Genomic DNA, 21,437 nt, shown 5'->3' with positions numbered 1-21,437 from the left:
AAAATTAAGGACTTTGGATACAACAGAGAACAACTTCAGGGACAGAATAGGCACAATGAATGCCGAAGGTAAGAGGGCCTGGGTGTATCCAAAAAAACCCCAGGGGAAATTTTACAGGTATCGTACAGGGCTTACCTGGTTCCTCCTGGTTTTTCTCATAGCCTCCCCTTTCCTTCACATTGATGGAAATCAATTCATGCTCTTCAATGTATTAGGAAGAGAATTCTACATTTTTGGTCAGCCATTCTGGCCCCAGGATTTTTACATTGGAGTCACCGCGATGATCATTGGAGTTTTGTTCATCACTTTATTCACTTCAGCTTTTGGGAGGATCTTTTGCGGCTGGATATGCCCGCAGACCATTTTTATGGAGATGGTCTTCAGGAAGATCGAGTATTGGATTGAGGGAGACCGGGGAGCACAAATGCGCCTTGACAAACAGGAGTGGAATATTGATAAGATCCGAAAAAAGGGATTTAAATGGTTCCTGTTTTTCCTTATCTCTTTTGGAATTGCGAATGTTTTCCTGGCATACCTGGTGGGAAGCAAAAGATTGTTGCAGTACATCACTGAAGGTCCATTAGAAAACCTCAGCACCTTCACTGCCCTGCTCATTTTTACTGCCGTGTTTTACTTCATCTTTTCCTGGTTCAGGGAACAAGTGTGCACTATAGCTTGTCCTTACGGCAGGTTACAAAGCGTGCTTTTGGATAAGAAATCTGTGGTGGTAGCCTATAATTCCAATAGAGGAGAAAGAGAAAAAGGGCGATCGAAATTCAGAAAGAATGAAAATCGCCAGGAGCTTGGAAAAGGAGATTGTATTGACTGTTCTCAATGTGTAAATGTTTGTCCCACGGGGATCGATATAAGGAATGGCACTCAGCTGGAATGTATCAACTGTACAGCCTGTATAGATGCCTGTGATGCTATGATGGAGCAGGTAGATCTTCCAAAAGGACTCATTGGTTTTTATTCTGAAGAGCATATTGAAAAACAGGAGCAATTCAGATTTAATTCCAGAATGAAGGGTTTTGCTGCAATTCTATTAGTTCTGGTAGGAATTCTCTCGGGCATGTTGTTTATACGAGCTGATATTGAAGCCACAGTACTTCGCCTTCCGGGGCAATTATATGAGGTGCAGGCAAATGACCATATTAGTAATGTCTATACTTTTAAGCTGATCAATAAAACTACCACGAGTTTTCAGAAGGTGCACTTTGAATTATTGTCACATGCCGGCAGCATTGAATCTGTAACGCACGAAGATATCCTGGTGCCTGAAAAAGGCCTTGCAGAGGGAACCTTATTCATTGAAATTCCCAAAGCCTTGCTAAAAGGTGAAAAAAATAATGTCGAAATAGGAATTTATAGTGGTGAGAAATTGATAGAAACCACAAGTACTAACTTCATGGGGCCAAGAAGCTTCAGGTAAAAATGAAATGATATGTTGTTGAAGGAGTTGAACAGGGAATTATCGAGTGCCAGCAAACCTCTGGTAAAGAGATTTGAACAGGCAGAAGGTTCACATGTACTGGCTATTGGCCTTAATCATGACGTCATTTTAAAGGAACACAAAAGTGATATTCCTGCAAGAATTGTGGTAATTAAGGGTGCAATAACTTATATCTCCGGAAATAACAGTATTCATCTTGATGTCTTTGATGAGCTGGAGATTCCTATTGGAGAATATCATTCCATAGAACCGCGTGAGGCAAGTATCTTTTTTGTTATAAAAAAATAAGCTGATGAAAATATCCTGGGGCACATCACTGGTACTGACCATTATTGGCTTTATAAGCTTTATCATGTTTTTTGTGGTTACTATGATCACAGATGAAGCCTACAGCCATGACCTGGTTGTGGAAGAATATTATAAAAATGAACTTTCCTTTCAGGAACAACTGGATAAGACTCAAAATGCGACAAAGCTTCCAGAGAATATCCAGGTTCACAGATCCCGGCAGGGACTTGTGATAACTTTCCCTAAGGATTTTGATCATACAATGATAAAAGGAAATTTGTTCCTCTATAGGCCGTCAAACAAGCAATTGGATGTTGAGATTCCTCTCTCATTATCCACAAATCAATTGCTCGTACCTGATAAGAGCTTGTTAGGCGGCCGGTGGAACATCATCATAGATTGGGAATACGGGACTGAAAAATACTATTTTAGAGAGGATATCAATTACTAGTGCTTTATTCTGCTTTCATATTAGGAATTCTTGGAAGTTTCCATTGCATTGGCATGTGCGGACCCATTGCGTTCATGTTGCCAGTCTCAAGAAATAACCCCATCAAGAAGTTCCTACAGATCTTCCTTTACCACGTTGGCCGTCTGCTGGCTTATAGCATAATTGGCATTTCATTTGGCATTGTGGGCAAAAGCCTCTATTTGTTTGGTATACAGCAACAGCTCTCTGTAGGTATTGGAATTTTAATGATCCTGGTAATTGTATTCCCCACAAAGAAGTTCCAGAAGATCAATTTTTCAAAGCCCATGTATCGGCTCATAGGCAGAATAAAAACTTCCTTAGGAGCTGCATTAAAAAGAAAGACTCCAGATACATTCTTTACTATTGGCTTCCTCAATGGCTTTTTACCTTGTGGATTGGTCTACATGGCGGTTTTTGGAGCCATTGCAGCCGGAGGAATTATAGAGTCCAGCCTTTATATGCTGCTATTTGGACTTGGCACCATTCCTTTAATGACCACCGCTGCTTATTTCGGTACGTTCCTGGGAGGTGTTGCAAAAAAGAAAATTCAAAAGCTAATTCCAGGTTTCATTTTCATCATAGGTATTTTATTCATTCTTCGTGGCCTTGGATTAGGAATTCCCTACCTCTCCCCTGTTGAACTCCAACCCGAGATCACCGCTGCGGCCTCCTGTCACTAACCGGGATCTTCAGAATTGCAGGTTCTAAGCTTCGCTTTTCCACATTATTTACATTCAGGATCTGAATTTAAATATCGCCCTTCTCCATCGAGAACTTCAGGAACAAAGATCATCATAAGGAGTTCCAATGAAATCAGCACATCTTCCTGAGAAAACAACAGGAACCTGAAGTTAAAACACTCAATTTAAACTTTTTAGCTTCAGTTCATAAAAATGAGAAATTATTATGCGCTGACAAGAATCTTACCGAAAGCTGACCCGCGTCATACTCTCCCCTTGAATTCTGCCCCATCTTTGTACCATAATTAAAATTAGAAATCATGAAAACAACAAACAACCTTAGGTTATTACTTGGAAGCTTTTTAGTCATGGTGTTTTCAGCCACCACAATGACAGCACAAACATATAATGTGAACAGTGGAGCCTCGAACCTCAAGGTGGAAGGAACTTCAAATGTGCATGACTGGGAAATTGCTGCCAAAGAACTTCAGGGAGCGATCAAGGTCAAAATAGAGGACGGACAATTAGTGCAGCTGGATCAACTTGATTTTGCTGTTGTTGCCGAAAGCCTCAAGAGTGGAAAAGGTGGAATGGACAAAAACACTTATAAAGCACTTAAAACAGAAAATCACAAAAGGATCACCTACCAGTTGACCAAGGTAAATAACCTGGATTGCACCTCAAAAACTTCCTGCAAGATCAGCACAACAGGAGTACTGACTATCGCCGGAACCAAACAGAATGTAGAAATGGTTTTTGATGCTAAAGTTGCAGGAGATAAGATCACCCTAAGTGGTTCTAAAAAGATCAAAATGACAGATTATAAGGTGGATCCTCCAACTGCAATGTTTGGAACTATTACCACCGGCGATGACGTCACCATTAAATTTCAAACTGTATTTTCTAAATAATTCTATTACCTAAAAACAAAATTTTAAAACTCAACTATCAACATTTTAATTTATCAAGATGAAAAATTTAATCAAATATTCAGGTATTGCTCTACTTATGGCACTAGGCTTTCAAGCACAGGCACAAGAGGCAGATGTAGTCGTAAAAGAGAATAGTAACACTCTTTGGGACAGAACTATTCCTAACTTCAGAGCTCCAGATCAACGTGGCATCAACGAGTTTGAACCAAATAAAGATACCATTACCGATTTTGATGGTGTACAGGTGAGAGTTGGTGGTGCTTCTACCATTCAATTCCAGTCTCTAAGCCAGGAGTCCAGTGGAGTAACTCTTCCAGAACTGGAAGGTAACTTCAACCTTGCAACTGCAAACCTGGATCTTGATGTGCTGCTTTATGATGGGGTGAGAATGCACTTAAGAACTTATCTTTCTTCTCAACACCACACCGAAGCATATGTAAAAGGTGGATACATTCAAATCGATAAACTGGATTTCATAAGTGAAGGTTTTGCTCAGGGCCTAATGGATCACATGAGAATTCGCATTGGGCACATGGAAAATAACTATGGTGATGCACACTTTAGAAGAACAGATAACGCAATGGCTCTTTACAACCCGTTTGTTGGAAACTACCTAATGGATAGCTTTACTACCGAAGTTGGTGCTGAAGTTTATATGTTCAACGGCCCATGGTTAGGAATGGTAGGATTTACAAACGGTAAATTGAACCAGTCTACCTCTGGAGATGGAGAAACCGATCCTTCTTTCCTTGCTAAAGTTGGTTATGACAACCAATTCTCTGAAGATTTCAGATTTAGATTGACAGGATCTATTTTCTACAGCGGACACAACTATGGAAGAGGTAACTACCTGTACACAGGTGACCGTGCAGGAACTCGTTACTACAACGTAATGACAGAAGAAGGTGGAGATTTTAGAGCGGGACGCATCAGCCCTTCTTTTAAAAATGAGATGACTTCAATCATGATCAACCCATTTGTGAAGTATGGCGGACTTGAGTTCTTCGGAATCATTGAAACTTCAACAGGTAAGGACAAAAACGAATCTGATACAAGAACTTACAACCACCTTGCTGGTGAGCTTCTTTACAGATTTGGCGCAGAAGAAGATTTCTACCTAGGTGGTCGTTACAGTACTGTAACCGGAGATCTTACTAATACAAATGAAATTTCTGTGAACAGAATACAACTTGGAGCTGGATGGTTTATGACCAAAAACATACTTGCCAAATTAGAGTATGTAAACCAGGATTATAATGATTACCCATCAACCAGCAACCTCCACGAAGGAAACTTCAATGGAATCACCCTAGAAGCAGCAATTAGCTTCTAAGCACAAAAGATTCGTTTGAACTAGCCCGAAGAATGGGGGAATTACAAAATTCCCCCATTTTTTTTTCTAAATTTAATTCTATGAAAAAGATTGCGTTTATTGCCCTGGTACTTTTCTGCGGTTCAATAATTTACGCGCAAGATTACCAAAAGAAACAGATCACCATATTACCTGCCAGTAACCTCACGATTATCGGGGATTCAAATATCGCTAAGTTCCAGTGTAAATTTGACACTTCCTATCTTGAGGGAACACAACAAATTAGCTTCACCCAGACAGGGCATCAAATCAAATTTCAAGGAGCTTCGCTTACCCTCAACAACCGCGGCTTTGACTGCGGAAGTAAAGGTATTAACAGCGATTTCCACGACTTACTTCAAACCAGAAAGCATCCTGAAATTGTGCTGGAATTAAATGAAGTTGCACTCTCCTCAAATAATAAGGGATTAGCCACTATCTATATTAGCATCGCCGGAAAGAAGAAACATTTTCAGGTTCCGGTTAGCATTAAGAATGGAGCAATTGCCCAATTCCAGGGAATTCTAAGCCTGAATATCAAAGACTATGATCTCGAACCTCCCAAAAAGCTTTTTGGAATGATCGTCGTAAAGGATGTGATTGAAATTGAGTTCGATCTCCACGTAAAAAAATAAATCATGAAAATAGTATCTGCCGCAGAGGCGGTCTCACTTGTAAAATCGGGAGATCGTGTCTTTTTCCAGGGAGCTGCCATGACCCCCGAAACTCTAATAGCTGCCTTAGTAGAGCATCATGCAAACTTAAAAAATGTGGAGATCTTTCACATTCATACTGAAGGTGAAGCACTATATACAAAGGAGCCTTACCGAAGCTCTTTTTACACCAACAGTTGCTTCGTATCCGGAAATGTGAGAGAAGCGATCAATTCGGGAAATGGAGCTTATATTCCAATATTTCTAAGTGAGATTCATCTGCTGTTCAGGAAAAATATCTTACCACTTGATGTTGCCTTTATTCAGGTTTCACCACCAGATAAACATGGATTCTGCTCCTTAGGTGTATCTGTAGATATTGCGCTGCCAGCCATACAGACGGCTAAAAAGGTCATCGCTCAAATCAACCCACAGGTACCCAGAACACATGGCGACGGTGTCATCCACACCAGCAGGATCACAGCTGCAGTTGAAACCAACCATCCAATCCATGTACATCACCTGGCGCCGCCATCGCAAATTGAGCTGCAAATTGGCCATCATGTTGCAGGCCTGGTTGAGGATGGCGCGACGCTTCAAATGGGAATTGGAGGTATCCCGAATGTAGTGCTCAGTAACCTTACGGGTCATAAACGTCTTGGGATCCATACGGAAATGTTCTCTGACGGAGTACTGCCCTTAATAGAAAAAGGAGTTATTACAGGAGAAGATAAAGAAGTAAAAACCGGAAAGATCGTGACCTGTTTTGCCATGGGTTCTCCCAAACTCTATGATTTTATAGATGACAATCCTTTGGTTCACTTTAAAGAAGCCGCTTATACCAATGATACAGCGATCATCCGGAAAAACCCAAAAGTCACTGCCATTAACAGCGCCATTGAAATTGATCTAACAGGGCAGGTTTGTGCAGATACCATTGGAAAATATCAATACTCGGGAGTTGGTGGCCAAATGGATTTTATAAGGGGTGCCTCTTTATCGGAAGGGGGAAAAGCAATTTTTGCAATGCCTTCCATAACTGGGAACGGCGCATCAAAGATCGTCCCTTACCTCAAGGAGGGCGCTGGCGTCACCACTACTCGAGCTCATGTTCATTTTATTGCTACAGAATATGGAGTTGTCAATCTTTATGGAAAAAATCTCAAGCAAAGAGCAAAAGCATTGATCTCGATCGCACATCCCAATCATAGAGAAAAACTGGAAGAAGAGGCATTTTCACGAATGAATAACTCCAGGTAGGTTCTAAAAAGGGAGTTTTCATTTCCCATTTTTGAGTACCTTTAAAAGGCTAAAAAAAAGAAGAATTATGAAAAGTAACTTCAATGATATCATAAATGAGCAGAAACCGGTATTGGTAGATTTCTTTGCAGACTGGTGTGGTCCATGTAAGACTTTGGCGCCCATTTTAGAAGATGCTAAGGCAGACCTGGGGGATAAGGTGAAAATAGTCAAGATAGATGTGGACAAAAATCAGGCTTTGGCAGAAAAATATCAGGTTCGTGGGGTGCCCACCCTCATCCTGTTCAAAGATGGCAGGCAGTTATGGAGACAATCTGGAGTGGTGCCTAAGGATCAACTTGTGCAACTCATCAATTCCCATCAGTAATTCATGATAGATGAAGATCTGCTCATAAAATATGGAGCCAAAAGAGTAGAATACTCTAAGGGAGATCAATTGTTTCGCGAGGGAGAATCGGCACTGAATTTTTACCAGATCGCCCTGGGAGAAATAAAGATGAATAACTATAATGAAGATGGCAAGGAGTTCATTCAGGGTATTTTTTCGATAGGCCAGAGTTTTGGAGAACCTCCCTTGCTGGCAAATGTGAAATACCCGGCAAATGCTGAAGCCATTTCAGATGCTCAGGTTTTTCAGCTTCCAAAAATGCCATTTCTGGAACTTCTTTCTTCCAATCCTAAAGTGCATCTCAAGATCACTGAAACCTTGGCGAAAAGGCTGCATTACAAAGCAATAATGGCTTCAGAAATATCCAGTCAGGAGCCCGAACATCGTATCCTGAGGATCATCGACTATCTTAAGTCCCGGGACAAGGTTGAAGGGAGATTTCAATACCGCCTGGACCTTACCCGGCAACAGCTGGCAGATCTTACAGGGCTAAGGGTAGAAACCGTTATCAGGGCTACCAAATCTTTGGAAAAGAAAGAAGAACTTCAAATTAGAAAAAGAAAAGTGTATCGTTAATATCTATTTTTCAACTATTTAATGGAACATATCACGGATAGAAATATCCGTTTTTATGATCGAGATCATTTTCCTTCGCAGCTCATACTTCTAATTTTACCTGTATAAAAAAATTAAGGTATGAGACTTTACAACACACTTTACAAAGATTTTGAGGACCTGTTTGTAGGATATTCGGCAGTAGCAATAATTTTGACTACCTGCCTTGGTGCTGCTGCCGTCATGGTCATCCTGATGAATGGACATGATCTTATCCAGATGCTGCAACTGTTCCTGGTACTGGTTGGGGCGATGGCCTACCTGGTTTCGGTACTTTCACAAATGAAAGCTAAATTTGTTTTCAATTCTTTAATTTTGAGCCTCCTGCTAAGTGTTCTCCTTCTTGTTATTAATATTGGAATGCGCTACTAATTAAAGTTTGAATGAAAGAAGATATAAAAAACCGGGAGGATGTCTTTCTCCTGGTTTCCACATTTTATAAAAAGGTAAGAGCTAATGAGAGCATTGGCTTTTTCTTTGATCAAACAATTGAGGATTGGCCGGCGCATTTGGAAAAGCTTACAGACTTTTGGGAAACCAACCTTTTTATGGTGAGCAAATTCCGCGGGAATCCTGTAAAGGCGCATCAACAGGTAGACAGGGAATTTAATAGTAGCATCGAACAAAAGCATTTTGGGGAATGGCTGAATTTATGGAACCAGACCCTTGATGAACTTTTTGAAGGTGAAAGAGCAAACATCGCCCGAAATCGCGCAAGGAATATGGCGCATAACCTGTTCCTGAATATTTATATGAGTCGGAAAAGCTAGCTCCCGAAACTCCGATTTTCATACACATTCCAACTTATCTAGTTCTTACGCCGTTGCGAGTGAGGTAATAACCGGATTGCGAAATATCCCATTTTTAGAAAGGTCCTTAAACTGTCATCGAGAACAACCTGGTTTCGGGTTTACTCCTTTGCAACAGCAGGTCAAAAGCCATGCAAATATTCCTCACAAAAGGCCTGCCCTTTTCGTTTACAATTAGTTCATCATCTCCAAACTCCAGCAAACCGTCGGCTTCCATCTCCTTCAGGTTCATCAGGACTTCCGGAAGTTCTGGAAATTTCGTTTGATCGTCCTTCCAGGATGTGCGAAGCTTACACATGAGGTTGAGAATATGCTTCCGAATTTTTTCATCTTCCGCAGTAAGAAGGTGACCGCGGTATAGTGGCAATGCTCCTTGTTCGAGGAGCTCGTAATACTCTTCAATAGTCTTTACATTCTGCGCAAATCCAGTCCAGCTGTCACTAATGGCCGATACGCCGAGGCCTATCATTACCCTTGTCTTTGAGGAGGTGTAGCCCATAAAATTCCGGTGCAACCTGTTTTGAGCCATTGAGGTATAAAGGCTGTCTGCCTTTAAAGCAAAGTGATCCATCCCTACCTCCACATATCCTGCCTCTGCAAGCATTTGCTTCCCTACTTCATACATTTCTCGCTTCACAGCAGCCGAAGGAAGATCTGCTTCGTTAAAGCCGCGTTGCCCATTGCCTTTGATCCAAGGGACATGGGCATAACTGTAAAATGCGATCCTGTCGGGCATTAAAATCTTCGTTTTTTCGATGGTCTCGCGAATATGATCAACAGTTTGAAAAGGTAGTCCGAAGATGAGGTCATGGCCTACAGAACTGTAACCAATTTCCCGAGCCCCTTCGGTTGCATTTTTTACATTGACAAAAGGCTGAAACCTGTGTATAGCACGCTGCACCTCAAAATTGTAATCCTGCACCCCGTAACTTACCCGTGTAAATCCCAGCTCATGGAGCAGCTTTAGATGTTCTTTTTTGGTGTTATTAGGATGCCCCTCGAAACTGAAGTCTCTCTCCTCAGTTTTACCGGCCAACTTAAATATCCCATCAATTAGTAGCTTCAAATGGGCAGGTGAGAAAAAAGTTGGCGTCCCTCCACCCAGGTGAATTTCCTGTATAAAAGGCTTTTGTCCCAAATGTTCCACGTAAAGAGACCACTCCTCAAGGAGGGCAGCGATGTAAGGAGATTCCACTTCATGGCGCTTAGTGATCCTTTTGTTGCAGCCACAAAATGTACAAAGGCTTTCACAAAAAGGCAGGTGCAGATACAGGCTTATCCCCTCCCTGCTATTACTCTCCAAAAATGAACTTTTTAGCGTCTCTTTATATTTTATGATCGAAAAATCGGCTTCATTCCAATAAGGCACTGTGGGATAGCTGGTATACCTGGGCCCTGGAACGTTGTACTTTTGAATCAAAGATGTGCTCATACCTCCTTTTTAACTGCAAAAATACCAGCTCTATGTTGCGATACATATGATCTTAATCAGGTCATTAAGGTCCATTTTCAAGACCTTCCAAAAATGTCATTTTTGAAGGTTCTTTTCTGAAAGATATTTCCAGTATCGCCGGGGAAGGTGTTGCACATGCAGTTTTTTGTTGGCCCTGCTCACAATGTTGGTACTGGTAAAATACTGAGCCCAAAGCTGCTGAAAAGCAACTTCTGAAGTATGAAAATATGCTTCGGGCGCTCCTGAAATTCCTATTGCAGGATCAATATCCAAAGTGATATATACTACTTCATGAAGATCATAAGCGATTCCGAAGTTCCTTTTAAGGTCATAGATGATCCACTTCTGATCTGCATATCTGTTTTTGAAATGCGCCTTAATAAGTGGGATCACGTTAAAATCTGGTTCAATTGCAGCAAAATAGATCTCATCTCGGGTAAGCCTGAACCTTACAAAGGCTTCCATACGATGTTTCTCCCTGGCCACCTTTTTTGCTGTTTGCGCCACTTTTAAAACCGCCGGGTGAGAAAAATCACGATCCACAGGTATTGCTTCAGCAATAATATAGCGTATCATGGAAAGCAGCTCTAATTCTATTCCTTCAAGCTCACTTAAAAAAGCATATTTCAAATCGCGAAGACCAGGTACAGTCGCTTTTTGTTTCAGGCTGGTCCATACCCTTTTCGCTTTCTGGGGTTCTGTGATGACTTTCCGAACTTCTGCAAACATCACCTGCAATTCCCTTCCGGGGGGGTGAATTTCCACCACCTTTAGTTTTTCCTGATAACTGACAAACACACAGCAGAGAAAACCCTCAAAACTTCCATCATATTTTAAAACTGCGTGTATCATTCAAAAAAGACTCAATTGCGTATCGATCTCCTTGCGGAATTTCCCGGAGGATGTTTTCAGGATCACACTTTTAAGATATTCACTTGAAGGTTCTTTCACTTCAAAATCCTTCGAATCACAAGTCAAAAAGAATTTTGCCCGATTCATCGCAATTCCAATTCTCCTTAGATGTTCCCAGTTCAATTTCCGGAATTTTCTCGCCTGTATTATCTTTTGTACAGATTTCAATCCCACTCCCGGAACTCGTAAAAGAAGTTGTTTTTCTACCTTATTGACATCTAAGGGAAAAAGATGTCGGTTTCTCAAGGCCCAGCTTAATTTAGGATCAACCTCGAGATCCAGGTTTGGATGCTCGTCGTTTAGCAGTTCTCTCACATCAAAACCATAATATCGCAACAGCCAATCTGTTTGGTAAAGTCTGTTTTCACGCAACATTGGCACCTGCGTTCCTAAAGCCGGAAGCCTTGGATCTTGCGCCACAGGTACATAACCTGAGTAGTAAACCCGCTTCATATGATATTTCTTATAGAAAAAGTTCGCAGAATACATGATCTCACGATCATTTTCACCCGATGCTCCGACGATCATTTGTGTACTTTGGCCTGCCGGGGCATATTTTGGAGTGCTGCGTATCAATTTGCTCTCCTGCCTGTACTGGATGATCTCGTTCTTCACCTTCTCCATGGGCTTGATGAAATCTTCGTGTTTTTTATCTGGCGCAAGTAATTTGAGACCAGCTTTGGTAGGAATCTCAATATTCACGCTCAACCTGTCGGCGTACAATCCGGCTTCCCGCATGAGTTCGTCACTGGCTCCGGGAATTGATTTGAGATGTATGTACCCATTGAAATTTTCTTCGAGACGCAGTTTTTTTGCAACCTGGATGAGGCGTTCCATAGTATAATCGGCGTCCTTAAAAATTCCGGAACTCAGAAAAAGGCCTTCAATATAGTTGCGCCTGTAGAAATTTATAGTGAGGTCTACCACCTCCTGCACCTTAAATGCCGCTCTTTTGATATCATTGTTCTTTCGGGTCACGCAATAAGCGCAATCAAAAATGCAATGATTTGTTAGCAGAATTTTTAGAAGGGAAACACAGCGGCCATCTTCTGTATAGGAATGACATATTCCCATTCCAGAAGCATCTCCCAAACCCTTACTATTATTCTTCCGATTACTGCCGCTAGAGGAACACGAAACATCATATTTCGCAGCATCGGCAAGGATGGTCAATTTCTCTTTGATCCTTTCATAATCCATTCAGCTCATTTTGAGGCAAAAATAGGATTATTTCCTTAAATATGGATTATTTCCAAAAGTTAAAATTGCTTTAGAATTTGAGTAAATCCTTGCCGTAAACCTATCCACAGGAAATTCCAGAAAGAACGCTGCTTATTGCGCTCAACTTTCACCTGCCACTCTTGCGCCCCAGCTTCTCCGTCATTATCTACTAAAAGGTTTGCAAGAGAACTGAGGAAATTTCGCTTTTTTGAGCCCTCTTTCTTCAGCAGCTCCACCCTCAGTTTGTCATACTGCATGGAGAAATCGCCTCTTAGAATATCTTCATTACCATAGAAATCGAAATTGACCTCGTTGATCTCTCCTCTAGCCTGTACATTCATGGCAGGAATAAGAAAAGGATCTAAAGCCTCTCCTTCAATCCTTCCAAAATGACCGGAAACATGGAATTGATTCGCCTCACTAAATACAGGAAAGGTCCAGTCCAGGCTCACGATCGTACCTCGCATGAAATTTGCCCTGGCGGTGATTCGGGGATGAGAATCCCGTTTCTTTATGTTGTGAAGGTTTTTTATGTCGCCTTCAACACCTGCAAAGCGTATAGCTGCTGCAGGCCTTCCTTGTTGCGCCAGCTCTTCATAGATGATCTCGCTCTTCTCCACCCTTATCTCTTCAAGATCTATCTTGAAGGGAGCCTTCCGCAGTAACTCGTTGTATAGAGCTTTTCTGCGGGTATCGTCGGTAATAAGCTTGTTGCGATAGATCTTAAGAAAAGCTTCAGAAATTACCATTTTTGAGCCTCTTATAAAAATGCTGTCATTATGGTTTTGGAGGTCAAATCCAGAAAGAGAGATTTCCGGCACTTTCAGCTCTATTCTATCCTTTTCATAGGGAATGTTCTGATCAAATTCGTTTTTAGAATAAAAAGAAGCAATTCTGAAGTCTTTCATCTCGATCTTCCCATTATTAACTTCTGAAGCGCCTAAACTAATAAAATGCTCCTCGTTCATTTTGAAATAAACGGAATCTAATCGCATATGATATGATTCCATTTCCAGGCTGCTGAAGTCACCCTTGTTGGGTCTTAAGCTGATCTCAGGAAAGCTGATAAATGCAGTGGCAGCCGAGTCATTTGGCATTTTCTTGTAGATCCCATTTGTGAGCTGGATCTCCTTTATTCTTATCTGTCTTCTCGATTGCGTGGTATCACCTTCCTTTCTTTTGTCATACTGAATAATTCGCGGTTGCTCTACCTGCAAATGATCGATAACCACTTCTCCTGAAGTTATAAGTTCCCGATAAGATATCCCTTTAAAAATGACATTTTTCGCACCTATTGATAACGCTGGTCTCTCTGCTTCTACAGATGATATTTCAATCCTGTTAAGAAAGATATTTACCTCAAGATTTTCATAGGATATCTGCGAATCCAATTCATCCAATTGCCTTTCAATCCTATTCTTCACAAACAGGTTAAGTAAAAAGCCTAAGAGCAAAAGGCCAAGAATTGTCAAGGTGATAATGAGTAAATGTTTTCGTTTCAAAAGCAGTGGTTTTTTTCTGAAGATAGTCTTTTCCCCTTAAAATAATGGTTTGGATGACTTGCCAGGACAGAGACAGAATCTAAAAATGTTAAATTAAATTTCTGCGGAAAGATCCTGGGGTGAACTTTTTCCTAATTTTTTCCCAAGGAAATCCTATCGCTGTTAATTCTTTACTAATCAACATTTTGTTAAAACATTTTTAACAGCTCATAGTGTAATTTAGGCCTGTAAGAAAAATAGGATTAACAACAATAAATAAGCCCTTATGACATCATTTCAACCCTCTCAAATTATAGAAGAGTTTAAAAACTTCATTCATAGCAGTTGTGCGAATTGCGAAGCAGATATTAGCACATATAGCTCACTTCACAAAGGAATTGTGAAAATGTATTTTGCAGCCAGAAGGGTAGAAATCGACTACACTAATCATTCAATAAAGGCAGAAATTCCTGTTTCAGATCATGAATACACCACAGTGAACTTTGAATGCCAGGACCTGGACAGATTTCTTTCTTCTTGTATAAAAGCCGACAAGAGGAGTCTGCAATTTTATCAAAGCTCCTTAAATTATTACAATCACAATCCTGGCACCTTGACCCAGGTTGCATAAATTCAAAATGTCAACAGGCTCAAAAAAACAAAAGCTCCGGAAAATTCCGGAGCTTTTGTTTTTTTGGCATCTCTCCCACACCTGGTGAAGACAGGAAAATATGCTCCCGGTCGCGAAACAACAAAAAATCATCTCACGATGAGTTTCACTTAGTTGGCCTACTACAGCTTCCCTCAACTGCATTCGGGAGAAACTTCTCGCCCGAATTAAAAGACATAAAAAACCCATCTTACGATGGGCTTCACTTCGTTATCCTACTAGGGCTTCCCTCACCTGCGTTCGGGATAAACTTCTTGCCCAAATTAAAAGACATAAAAAAACCCATCTTACGATGGGTTTCACTTAGTTGGCCTACTAGGGCTCGAACCTAGACTCTTCTGAACCAAAATCAGACGTGTTGCCAGTTACACCATAGGCCATTGCTGTAATGCGGATGCAAATTTAAAACAAACTTTCTGTTGTACAAATATTTTTTCCGAATTCTTTCTCACCGGTCAATTTTTTTCAGAACACCTCTAAAATACTGCTGCAGTACAGGAATTTATGTCTTATGGAAAAATCAGATATTTTCGAAATTGTCGCCAACTTCCTAAAATAACAGCTTTTAAAAAGCGTTCTCCCTACAAATTTCCTATTTATTCTTAAATTCGCCACAGTTCTCAATACCACATCTATGACAGATCTCAACTTTACCAGGTGGAACAAAATTCTAGGCTGGTTAGTTTTTCTAATAGCTCTTGCAACATTCTGGATAACCGTCGAACCCACAGTAAGCTTTTGGGATGCTGGCGAATATATTGCAACTTCCTCAAAACTTGAAGTAGGACATCCCCCGGGAGCACCCCTGTATCAAATGATGGGCGCATTCTTCTCTGTCTTTGCAAGCGAACCTTCACAGGTTGCCTATATGGTAAATTTGATGTCGGTTTTTGCCAGTGCTTTCACCATTTTGTTCATGTTCTGGTCTATTGTTCTCCTATTGCTGAAGGTTGCAGGTCCTGTGTCAGAGATATCTGGCGCCAGGAAAGTGGCAGTACTAGGAAGTGCGGCGGTTGGGTCATTAGCCTTTACTTTTACTGATAGTTTTTGGTTCAATGCCGGGGAAGCTGAAGTTTATGCCATGGCCACTTTTCTAATGGCAATACTGTTCTACCTGGGGCTTTTATGGGAAAGAGACATGTTCGCTCCCCGGGGAAATCGCTGGGTAATCCTTATTTCCTTCATTGTAGGTCTTTCTTTTGGGGTTCACTTTATGGCCCTACTTACCATTCCTGCCATAGGTTTCCTTTACTTTTTCAAGAACTTCTCAAAGATCACGGTCAAAAATTTCATTATCGCTACCATAGTCGTAGTAGCCGTGCTTATGTTCATTTTTAAGTTTCTCCTTCCTTATTCACTGGAGTTGTTTTCGGCCACAGAAGTATTCTTTGTAAATACCCTGGGTTTACCTTTTAATTCGGGTACCATTTTTACGGGCATAGTGCTCATCGCTGCTTTTTACTTCGGAATAAAATATACCCGTCAAAAAAGATATTTTCAGCTTAACACATTACTCTTATGCATTCTCTTCATCTTTATTGGATTTTCTTCCTGGATGATGTTGCCTATTCGTGCTAATGCAAACACCGTTATTAATGAAAACAATCCTAATAACGCCCGGGAACTCCTGGCTTACTACAACAGGGAACAATATCCCGAAACTCATCTTTTTTACGGACCTCAATTCACCGAGATCTACAGTGGACTTGACGAGGAAAATCCCTATATAGATGACAAACCTAAGTACGAGAAAGATGAGGCTGCTGGTAAATATGTGATCGTAAATGATTACGAAAATGCAAAGCAGAATACAGATGATAATCATAAGGCGGTCCTGCCGCGCATGTGGAGCACAGAACATGCTGCCAATTACCTGGACTTTACAGGACCTCTGGATTTCACCATCAAACCAGAATATCAACAAGAAGAGAAATTGATCTCTGCAGTTAATGAATTTAAAAGCAATTACAACCGCGGCGGCATTGACAATGAGCAGTATGATAACTTTTTAAGACAGTTCAGGGAATATCTTGATGTTGAAAAACCATCTTTTGCTTCAAATATCAATTATCTCTTTGAATATCAAATGGGTTACATGTACTGGCGTTATTTTATGTGGAATTTTGTAGGCAGACAAAACGATGTACAGGGAAAATATACCGATGAAAATGGAAACTGGTTAAGCGGAATCGAATTTATAGATGAAGCGAGACTTGGGAACCAGGACCAGCTGCCTACAGATGTGAAAAACAATAAAGCCCGAAATACCTATTATTTTCTACCGCTCCTGCTAGGTTTATTAGGACTGGTCTTTCATTTTTCAAAAGAAAAAAAGAATTTCTGGGTGCTTCTCGTCTTTTTCTTATTTACAGGAATAGCGCTTAAAGTTTACCTCAATGAACGTCCCTTTGAACCCAGAGAAAGAGATTATGCACTCGTGGGATCATTTTACGTATTTGCGATCTGGATAGGATTCGGGGCTTATGCATTATTCGATATGCTCAAAGACCATTTAAAGATGAAGGTCGCTGCTCCTGTTGCTATTGCCGTTTCCTTACTAGCTGTTCCTACGGTCCTGGCTTCAGAAAACTGGGATGACCACAATAGATCCAATCGATATACTGCCCTGGCTATGGCCAAAATGTATCTGGACAGTCTCGACGAAAATGCGATCATTTTTACCATTGGCGACAATGACACCTTCGCTTTATGGTATGCCCAACAAATTGAAGGCTATAGAACAGATGTAAGGGTGATCAACACCGCTCTTTTTGCCACCGACTGGTATATTGACCAAATGAAACGCAAAGCCTGGGAAAGCGATCCTATTCCAGGACAACTTCAGCATGAACAGTATCGATACGGGACCAATGATGCGGTGTGGTATCAACCCATTACTCAGGACACCATGAACATTGATACCTGGATAAGCTGGATTGGCAGCAATGATCCCAGAACTAAGGCAGAGTTAATGAGTGGTCAGACTGTGAGTACCTTCCCAACCAAACACATTAGAATTCCTGTCAATAAGAAAAACGTTATAGAAAATGGAATTGTAAAACCACAGCTTTCAGATGAGATCGTAGATGAGATCATCATTGAGCTCTCTGGTGATATTCTCTATAAGAACCGACTCCTCATGCTTGATATTATTGCAGGTAATAACTGGGAGCGTCCTATCTATTTCACCGGCGGAAGCTTTGGAGATGATGATTACCTGTGGATGAAAGATTATTTACAACTTGACGGAGTTGCATATAAGCTGGTTCCTATTGAAACACCAGTAAATCCGCGGAATCCATTTGACATGGGTCGAATAGATTCAGACAGGATGTATGATATCGTGACCAACTGGTACTGGGGTAACTCGGGGGATCCAGATATTTATTACGACACCGAGACCAGGAAAAATGCTATTACATACAGAAGTAACCTGGCGAGATTGGTTGAAGCACTCATCAATGAGGGCAAGTTGCAAAAGGCCGAAGATATTCTGGACCTGGGAATGGAAAAAATGCCTGTTGAACATTTCGAATATTATACTTTGTTAGAGCCATTTATACAAGGCTATTACGAAGTGGGTAAAAAAGAAAAAGCCAGAGAGCTTTGGAGACAGGTGGCCCGGAAGTATCAGGAAAACCTTACCTACTACAGTTCGCTGGAACTTGACAGACAATATTCCAGGGGCAACGAGATCGTTACAGATATTGAACGCTACAGAAGTCTTGTGGATTTGATGATCATGAATGACTCTGAAGAAATAGCCAGAGAAGAAGCAGATAAGTTCAATCAATATCTTATGCTGTTCAGGCATTTCTATGGAGAGCCCGAAGCGATTGAAGAGCTTCCTGATTCTGGAGACAACCTGCTCCCGCGAGATACGGTAGATTCGCTTTAAATAATTCGGATGATCTTCCGCATTCCCAGGTTCGTAACATGGATGTATCCAAAAAGGATCTGGGAAGGTGCTGCAGAAGAAAGGAGTATTTATCTCACTTTTGACGACGGGCCAATTCCTGAGGTAACGCCATGGGTGCTGGAGCAGCTCCGAAAGTACAATGCGAAGGCGACCTTTTTCTGCATTGGAGAAAATGTTGAGCGTCATCCAACCATCTTCCGAAGCATCGTGGAGGAAGGTCACAGTATTGGCAACCACACATACAACCACCTTAACGGCTGGAAAAATTCAACAGCCGAGTATCTTCTTAACAGTCTGAAATGCCAGCGGACAATTGAAAAAAATCTTTCAGGATCATCACCTGTCAAAAATGCTCTTTTTCGTCCCCCTTATGGTAAAATAAAGAATAAACAGGCAAAGGAACTTCAGAAAAGAGGCTTCCGGGTTGTGATGTGGAGCATCTTGAGCAGGGATTATGACCAGGATATTTCTCCCAGGATCTGTTATGAAACTGTGACAAAAAACCTAAAGCCAGGAAGTATCATTGTTTTCCATGACAGTCTCAAAGCCCGGAAAAATCTAACGTTGGCATTACCTCAGCTTCTAGAGTTTTTAGCAGAACAGAATTTTGCACTTAAGGCACTTTGAACCTTGCAGGTCAAAAAAAGTATATTTTCAAGATAAAAGACCTGCTTAGACTTTATTTTCTACCTTTATTTCCTATATGATTTCTTAACACTCTTTTCTTAGTCGATGAGCTCCTGGCGATCTTTTGAAACTGAAAGGCTAATATTGAGGCCTACTTCCATTGAAGATGCAGACTTCATCTTTGAATTACTTAATACTCCAAAATGGCTGCAAAACATTGGAGACCGGAACATACGAACAAAAGAGGACGCCGCAGCCTACATAAGGAATAAGATGTATCCTCAGCTCGAGAGGCTGGGCTTTTCAAATTACACGCTAATTCGAAAGAACGATCAAGAGAAGGTGGGTTCCTGCGGCTTATATGATCGGGAAGGTTTGGAAGGGGTGGATATTGGTTACGCGCTTTTACCGCAGTTCGAAGGAAATGGTTATGCCTATGAAGCTGCGGTAAAATTAAAGGCAGCAGCACATAATGAGTTTGGCATCACAATCATTAATGGCATAACTTCAAAAGAAAATCTCTCTTCCCAGAGACTGTTGGAAAAACTTGGTCTGCTGCTGGTGGGTACTACAAGGCTTCCCGGTGAAGACGTGGACTTGCTTTTATTTAAGACAGATCCGCATTCAGTTTGAAAAAAATCAATTTCTTTAGCTTCCTTACTAAGTATTGCTGCGATCTTCTTAAAGCAAACTTCAGAAGCTACACAAAAATTTGTCAATCGTTTAATCGCCTTTGAACTAACATGTGTCTACCATAAAGTAGCCTCCGCCGATAGAAAAATTTTCGATTTGGTTTTAAGTTTAATTTTAAGTGTAATCATAAAAAATAAGATCATGAAAACACTAAAACTTTTTGCCGGCCTTTTGATTTTAATGGGTCTGGCAGCTTGCGAAAAGGATGAAATGGAATCCTTAGAACTTGTCCCTTCAAATACGGCTGATATAAAAGCAGTAAAGAATTTCAACAACGGGATGATTAATTCTTATAGCAATATTGTTGTACTTGAATGGAATGAGTTCCTTAGCAAATCGATTGATGCCAGTATGCCACAGCCCACAGAGGCTAAAATTTATGCGATGGTCACTCTGGCCATGCACGACGCGTTGAACAACGTAGTACCAAAATTCGAAACCTATGCCTTAGATAATTCAGAAGTAGACGCAAGTTCCATTTCAAAAAAGAATATCCATTCTATCGCAGATGCTGCGGTCGCACAGGCTGCAAGAGATATGATAGTACACCTCTTTCCACTCGTAACAACCGGCGCAGATGAGCTACTAAATGCCCGACTTTCAGAAATTGAAGATTCGGTTTTCAAAATTCGAGGTATTGAAATAGGTAAATCTGCCGCCTCGGCAGTATTAGAAAAGAGGGCAGGTGATTTTCCGCTGCGCTTTGTATCTTACCTGGAAGGTAGTGCTCCTGGAGAATATCAAGCCAATTATCCACCTTATAATGTAGCGAGACCACCTATCTTTCCCGATAATGCAGTGTTTGCTCCGAATCTTGGAGAATTAATGCCATTTGGGATTCTTTCAGGAGATCAGTTCAGAGATGAAGCTCCTCACCCCTTAAATTCCGGCGAATATCTTGCAGATTACAACGAGGTAAAGTCCTTAGGTTGTGTAGAGTGTCCCTTGCGGACAGAGGACCAAACAGAAATTGGTTTTTTCTGGATAGAAAGTAATGCCAGCTCCATGAATAGACTTGCTAGACAATTAATTACTGAGAAAAAGCTCGACGGCTGGGAAGCTGCAAGGCTTGTCGCTTTAGTGGAAATGGCTGTTATGGATGCATATATTGCATCTTTCGAAGGCAAAGCCTATTTTAACTTTTGGAGACCAATTACTGCGATTCGAGCCGGAGATTTCGATGGTGTAGATGGTACCATTGGAGACCCTACCTGGATGTCAAACGCTTTTACAGCACCAACCGCCGAATTCCCTTCCACCCACGCATATAACGGGGCGGCAGCAGCTGCAGTGTTTAGATCATATTTTAAAAACGATCACACTAATATTTTTGTTACGAGCCCCTATAACCTGCCGGGCGTCGAAAGACATCTTAGCAGCTTTTCTCAACTGGCGTACGAAAATGCGATCTCCAGAATTTACATAGGTTATCATTTTCGGCAAGCCGTAGAAGTGGGCAAAAGACAGGGAACCGCTCTCGGAGAGTACGTTTTTAACAACAACCTAAGGGAATTGAAGAAACTTCTTTAGAGTTTAAAAGTAAGAGCCTAAGGTTTAAAA

General features: G+C 41.1%; 21 protein-coding genes and 1 tRNA gene. 17 read left to right on the top strand and 5 right to left on the bottom strand.

The genetic code is table 11. The annotated features are described in order from the left end of the window. Nucleotides 1–13: 13 nt before the first annotated feature. The 12 genes from ccoG to HC175_RS05295 all read left to right on the top strand — a co-directional run bounded on the left by ccoG (nt 14) and on the right by HC175_RS05295 (nt 8,862). A complete protein-coding gene (ccoG, locus tag HC175_RS05350) occupies nt 14–1,432 on the top strand; it encodes a cytochrome c oxidase accessory protein CcoG (protein WP_235942523.1) in 1,419 nt (472 codons plus the stop codon). A 12-nt stretch (nt 1,433–1,444) separates the two neighbouring features. Then, complete coding sequence (locus tag HC175_RS05345; RefSeq protein ID WP_168137437.1) at nt 1,445–1,741, top strand: hypothetical protein; 297 nt, start codon at nt 1,445–1,447, stop codon at nt 1,739–1,741. Between the two features lie 4 nt (nt 1,742–1,745). Beyond that, nucleotides 1,746–2,192 (top strand): FixH family protein, encoded by a 447-nt coding sequence (locus tag HC175_RS05340; RefSeq protein ID WP_168137436.1) that lies wholly within the window; start codon nt 1,746–1,748, stop codon nt 2,190–2,192. Continuing rightward, nucleotides 2,192–2,893 (top strand): sulfite exporter TauE/SafE family protein, encoded by a 702-nt coding sequence (locus tag HC175_RS05335; RefSeq protein ID WP_168137435.1) that lies wholly within the window; start codon nt 2,192–2,194, stop codon nt 2,891–2,893. Before HC175_RS05340 ends, HC175_RS05335 begins: the two co-directional genes overlap by 1 nt. A 320-nt stretch (nt 2,894–3,213) precedes the next feature. Further along, nucleotides 3,214–3,804, top strand: coding sequence for a YceI family protein (locus tag HC175_RS05330; RefSeq protein WP_168137434.1), 591 nt, complete (start codon nt 3,214–3,216; stop codon nt 3,802–3,804). 58 nt (nt 3,805–3,862) lie between these two features. Continuing rightward, nucleotides 3,863–5,158, top strand: coding sequence for a hypothetical protein (locus HC175_RS05325; protein ID WP_168137433.1), 1,296 nt, complete (start codon nt 3,863–3,865; stop codon nt 5,156–5,158). Nucleotides 5,159–5,238: 80 nt separating this feature from the next. Beyond that, the gene (locus HC175_RS05320) at nt 5,239–5,811 is read left to right on the top strand and encodes a YceI family protein (RefSeq protein ID WP_168137432.1); all 573 of its coding nucleotides are present in this window, start codon (nt 5,239–5,241) and stop codon (nt 5,809–5,811) included. Nucleotides 5,812–5,814: 3 nt separating this feature from the next. Next, entirely contained in the window at nt 5,815–7,089 is a 1,275-nt protein-coding gene (locus tag HC175_RS05315) for an acetyl-CoA hydrolase/transferase family protein (RefSeq protein ID WP_168137431.1), read from the top strand. Nucleotides 7,090–7,156: 67 nt separating this feature from the next. Further along, on the top strand, nt 7,157–7,456 hold the full coding sequence (gene trxA, locus HC175_RS05310) for a thioredoxin (protein ID WP_168137430.1): 300 nt from the start codon (nt 7,157–7,159) through the stop codon (nt 7,454–7,456). Nucleotides 7,457–7,459: 3 nt separating this feature from the next. Beyond that, nucleotides 7,460–8,053 (top strand): Crp/Fnr family transcriptional regulator, encoded by a 594-nt coding sequence (locus HC175_RS05305; protein ID WP_168137429.1) that lies wholly within the window; start codon nt 7,460–7,462, stop codon nt 8,051–8,053. Between the two features lie 120 nt (nt 8,054–8,173). Then, nucleotides 8,174–8,464 (top strand): hypothetical protein, encoded by a 291-nt coding sequence (locus tag HC175_RS05300; RefSeq protein WP_168137428.1) that lies wholly within the window; start codon nt 8,174–8,176, stop codon nt 8,462–8,464. 11 nt (nt 8,465–8,475) lie between these two features. Next, entirely contained in the window at nt 8,476–8,862 is a 387-nt protein-coding gene (locus HC175_RS05295) for a group III truncated hemoglobin (RefSeq protein WP_168137427.1), read from the top strand. A 106-nt stretch (nt 8,863–8,968) separates the two neighbouring features. On the opposite strand, the gene hemN is transcribed toward HC175_RS05295, so the two are convergent. The 4 genes from hemN to HC175_RS05275 all read right to left on the bottom strand — a co-directional run bounded on the left by hemN (nt 8,969) and on the right by HC175_RS05275 (nt 13,989). After that, the gene (gene hemN, locus HC175_RS05290; protein ID WP_168137426.1) at nt 8,969–10,333 is read right to left on the bottom strand and encodes an oxygen-independent coproporphyrinogen III oxidase; all 1,365 of its coding nucleotides are present in this window, start codon (nt 10,331–10,333) and stop codon (nt 8,969–8,971) included. A gap of 96 nt (nt 10,334–10,429) precedes the next feature. Then, a complete protein-coding gene (locus HC175_RS05285) occupies nt 10,430–11,206 on the bottom strand; it encodes a TIGR03915 family putative DNA repair protein (RefSeq protein ID WP_168137425.1) in 777 nt (258 codons plus the stop codon). After that, nucleotides 11,207–12,466, bottom strand: a complete 1,260-nt coding sequence (locus HC175_RS05280) for a putative DNA modification/repair radical SAM protein (RefSeq protein WP_168137424.1) — start codon at nt 12,464–12,466, stop codon at nt 11,207–11,209. 59 nt (nt 12,467–12,525) lie between these two features. Beyond that, entirely contained in the window at nt 12,526–13,989 is a 1,464-nt protein-coding gene (locus tag HC175_RS05275; protein ID WP_168137423.1) for a hypothetical protein, read from the bottom strand. Nucleotides 13,990–14,254: 265 nt separating this feature from the next. Between HC175_RS05275 and HC175_RS05270 the strand changes: the two genes are divergently transcribed. After that, a complete protein-coding gene (locus HC175_RS05270) occupies nt 14,255–14,599 on the top strand; it encodes a hypothetical protein (RefSeq protein ID WP_168137422.1) in 345 nt (114 codons plus the stop codon). Between the two features lie 346 nt (nt 14,600–14,945). On the opposite strand, the gene HC175_RS05265 is transcribed toward HC175_RS05270, so the two are convergent. Further along, nucleotides 14,946–15,018, bottom strand: a tRNA-Gln gene (locus HC175_RS05265). Nucleotides 15,019–15,272: 254 nt separating this feature from the next. Here HC175_RS05265 and HC175_RS05260 point away from each other — a divergent pair. From HC175_RS05260 to HC175_RS05245, 4 genes are all read left to right on the top strand, one after another. Continuing rightward, the gene (locus tag HC175_RS05260; RefSeq protein ID WP_168137421.1) at nt 15,273–18,536 is read left to right on the top strand and encodes a glycosyltransferase family 117 protein; all 3,264 of its coding nucleotides are present in this window, start codon (nt 15,273–15,275) and stop codon (nt 18,534–18,536) included. A 9-nt stretch (nt 18,537–18,545) separates the two neighbouring features. Then, the gene (locus tag HC175_RS05255; RefSeq protein ID WP_168137420.1) at nt 18,546–19,184 is read left to right on the top strand and encodes a polysaccharide deacetylase family protein; all 639 of its coding nucleotides are present in this window, start codon (nt 18,546–18,548) and stop codon (nt 19,182–19,184) included. Between the two features lie 105 nt (nt 19,185–19,289). After that, nucleotides 19,290–19,817 carry a GNAT family N-acetyltransferase gene (locus tag HC175_RS05250; RefSeq protein ID WP_168137419.1) on the top strand — a complete coding sequence of 176 codons (528 nt, stop codon included), beginning with the start codon at nt 19,290–19,292 and terminating at the stop codon, nt 19,815–19,817. A gap of 201 nt (nt 19,818–20,018) precedes the next feature. Continuing rightward, a complete protein-coding gene (locus HC175_RS05245; protein WP_168137418.1) occupies nt 20,019–21,407 on the top strand; it encodes a vanadium-dependent haloperoxidase in 1,389 nt (462 codons plus the stop codon). Nucleotides 21,408–21,437 lie beyond the last annotated feature (30 nt).

The sequence above is a fragment of the Salinimicrobium oceani genome, from assembly GCF_012037645.1.
The sequence above is the reverse complement of the archived record's forward strand: the minus strand, read 5'-3'. Positions and strand labels throughout refer to the sequence as shown.